Origin of the sequence: Rhodovulum sp. (assembly GCF_011048875.1) — a bacterium.
GTDB classification, from domain to species: domain Bacteria; phylum Pseudomonadota; class Alphaproteobacteria; order Rhodobacterales; family Rhodobacteraceae; genus Rhodovulum; species Rhodovulum tesquicola.
Map to the genome: position 1 here is coordinate 1 of NZ_DSDD01000236.1, position 3417 is coordinate 3417.

The following is a 3417-nucleotide window of genomic DNA, read 5'->3' on the forward strand; positions in this document are numbered from 1 at the left end:
GCGCGGGGACAGCTCGTCGGGATGCACCTCGGCGAGCATCTGTTCCAGGGCAGAAGGGCGGTTCTGCGGCGGGGCGGCCCGGACCGCCGAGAACAGTGGCAGATCGTCGATCAGCCCCCTTTGTGCGCGCCCACCTTCGCGCTCGCCCCTTTCCAGCGCGTCCAGAACCACCCGCGCCCGTTCGACGACCGCCTCGGGCAGCCCGGCAAGGCGGGCAACCTGCACGCCGTAGGACCGGTCCGCCGCGCCCTTGCGGACCTCGTGCAGGAAGATGACATCGCCTTCCCATTCCTTCACCGCCACGGTCGCGTTCTCGACGCCTGCCAGCCGGTGTGCAAGCGCAGTCAGTTCGTGGTAATGGGTTGCGAACAGCGCGCGGCAGCGGTTGACGTCGTGCAGATGTTCCAGCGTCGCCCAGGCGATCGACAGCCCGTCCCAGGTCGCCGTGCCGCGCCCGATCTCGTCGAGGATCACCAGCGCGCGGTCGTCCGCCTGGTTCAGGATCGCGGCGGTCTCCACCATCTCGACCATGAAGGTCGAGCGTCCGCGTGCCAGGTCGTCAGAGGCGCCGACCCGGCTGAACAGCTGCGAGACAAGCCCGACATGGGCGCGCGTCGCGGGCACGAAGCTGCCCGCCTGCGCCAGGAGCGCGATCAGCGCATTCTGGCGCAGGAAGGTCGACTTGCCCGCCATGTTCGGCCCGGTCAGCAGCCAGATCGCCGCGCCCTCGCGTCCATCCGACAGGGCGCAGTCGTTGGCGACAAATGGCGCACCGCCTTGCCGGCGCAGGGCGCGTTCCACCACCGGATGGCGTCCGCCCTCGATCACGAAGGCGCGGCTATCGTCCACCTTCGGCTCGCACCAGTTCTCGCCCCGGGCCAGATCGGCCAGCCCTGCCGCAAGGTCGATCTCTGCCAGTGCCGTGGCGGTCTGCCCGACCGGCCCGGCCTTGGCCAGAACCCCGGCTTTCAGGCCGTCATAGAGCCGCTTTTCGATCTCCAGTGCCCGGCTTCCGGCATTCAGGATTCGGGTTTCGAGTTCCGACAGTTCGACCGTTGTAAACCGCACCGCATTCGCCGTGGTCTGACGGTGGATGAAGCGTTCCGACAGCGGCGGTGACAGCATCCGGTCGGCATGGGTCGCGGTGACCTCGATGAAATAGCCCAGCACGTTGTTGTGTTTGACCTTGAGCGAAGCGATGCCCGTTTCCTGCGCGAACTCCGCCTGCATCGCCGCGATCACCCCGCGCCCCTCGTCGCGCAGCTTGCGCGCGTCGTCCAGGTCGGCATCGTGACCGGGCGCGATGAAGCCGCCGTCGCGGACCAGAAGCGGCGGTTCGGCGATCAGCGCGGCGTCCAGCAGATCGTGCAGGTCATCATGGCCCAGAAGCGCGCCGCGCGCCTCGGCCAGCAGCCCCGGCAGATCGCCCGACAGGTGCAAGGCCACCGCCCCCGCCTGCGCCAGCCCGTTGCGGATCGCGGCCAGATCGCGCGGGCCGCCCCGGTCCAGCGCAAGGCGCGACAGGGCGCGGTCCATGTCGGGGCATCTCCGCAGCGCATCGCGCAGCGCATTGCAAAGACCCGCATCTTCGACCAGCGCGCGCACGGCGGCCAGCCGGGCGTGGATCGTGGCCAGATCCCGCGAGGGGCTGGAAATGCGTCGTTCCAGCAGCCGCGCGCCCGGCGCGGTCACGGTGCGGTCGATGGCGTGCAGCAAGCTGCCCTCGCGCCCGCCCGACAGGCTGGCGGTCAGCTCCAGGTTGCGCCGCGTCGCCGCGTCGATCTGGACGCTGCCGCCCGCGGCCTCGCGCACCGGGGGGCGCAGCAGCGGCAGCTTGCCCTTCTGCGTGATCTCCAGATAGTCGACGATGGCCCCCATCGCGGCGATCTCGGCCCGACCGAAGCTGCCGAACCCGTCCAGCGTGTCCACCCCGAACAACGCGGCCAGCCGCCTTTCGGCCGACATGCTGTCGAAAGTCGCCCGCGACAGCGGCGTGAGCGCGGCCCCGGAATCCGTGACTATTCCGGCCCAATCGGCCTCTGATGCCTCGCTCAGCAACACCTCGCGCGGCGCGAGACGGGCCAGTTCCGGCCCCAGCCGGACGGGCGGGCAGTCCGTCACCCGGAAGGCACCTGTCGAGATATCGACCCAGGCGAGCGCGCCCGCGTCCCGCACCTCGGCGAAGGCCGCGAGGAAATTGTGCCGCCGCGCCTCGAGCAGCGAGTCCTCGGTCAGCGTGCCGGGCGTGACCAGCCGCACCACGTCGCGTTTCACGACCGCCTTGGACCCGCGCTTCTTCGCCTCGGCCGGATCCTCCAGTTGCTCGCAGACCGCGACGCGAAACCCTTTGCGGATCAGGGTCAGCAGGTAACTTTCAGACGAATGGATCGGCACGCCGCACATCGGAATGTCCTGGCCCTGATGCTTGCCGCGTTTCGTCAGCGCGATGTCCAGCGCCGCGGCGGCGGCGACGGCATCTTCAAAGAACATCTCGTAGAAATCGCCCATCCGGTAGAACACAAGCGCCCCGGGATGCGCTGCCTTGATCTCCAGATATTGCGCCATCATCGGCGTGACGCTGCCCGGCGCGCTATCCAACAGACCCTCCCGCATTGCTGATTCGGCGGGACACTAGACAAGAGCCCCTGCAAGGGGAAGCGCCATTGCAGGTGCCGCAAGGCCCGCCTTTCGTCAGTTGTCGCGTCCAGGACCGCATTGTAATGTCCGCAGGTTCGAGGAGGAGCACCGTGACATCAGATATGTTACTTGTTGAAAAGCCCCTGCAATTAAAGGGGCAGGAGCCGATTGCACATGGCAACCGGCGCGCGATCTATTCTGTCGAGGACCATCCGGGGATCCTCGTCAAGGTTCTGCTCAGCGCCAGCGCCCAGAGTCGGGTCATGCCCGCCAAGCGCCTTCTCCGGCAGCTTTTCCCGTCGCTGGCCTATCGCTTCCTGTTCCGCGAATACGCCTGCTACCTGCGCGCCAAGATCACGCAATCCGACGATTCCGGACCGCTTCCGATCTCCGAACTGCGCGGGCTTGTGCAGACGGATCTGGGCCTGGGGATGATCGTCGAGAATATCTGCGACCGAGACGGAAATCCGGGCCCGACGTTGCGCCGCTTGCTGGCCTCCGGCGCGTTCGACGCGCGGCATCTCGAGTTATTGAACAATTTCGTGCGCCGCATCTACACCCTGCACATCCGCGCCAACGACCTCAACCCCAGCAATATCGTTCTGGGCCATCGCGGCGGAGTGGAGCAATTCGTCCTGGTCGATGGTCTGGGCGACAGTCACCTGATCCCGGTCAGGTCCTGGGCCCGCTGGATGAATACCCGAAGCCTCAATCGCCGTTTCGCGGCCCTCACGAATCCCGGCGGACTGGTTTGGGATGCCGACACCCGCGAGTTCCGCC

2 protein-coding genes are annotated in these 3417 nt (G+C 67.5%); one reads left to right on the forward strand and one right to left on the reverse strand.

What is annotated here, in order from left to right; translation table 11 throughout:
* On the reverse strand, nucleotides 1-2568 hold a 2568-nt coding region (gene mutS, locus ENN83_RS08310; protein ID WP_287185897.1), incomplete at its 3' end, for a DNA mismatch repair protein MutS.
* Nucleotides 2569-2747: 179 nt separating this feature from the next.
* On the opposite strand from mutS, the gene ENN83_RS08315 reads away from it, so the two are divergent.
* Nucleotides 2748-3417 (forward strand): YrbL family protein (locus ENN83_RS08315; protein ID WP_287185895.1); only part of this gene is annotated, 670 nt, incomplete at its 3' end.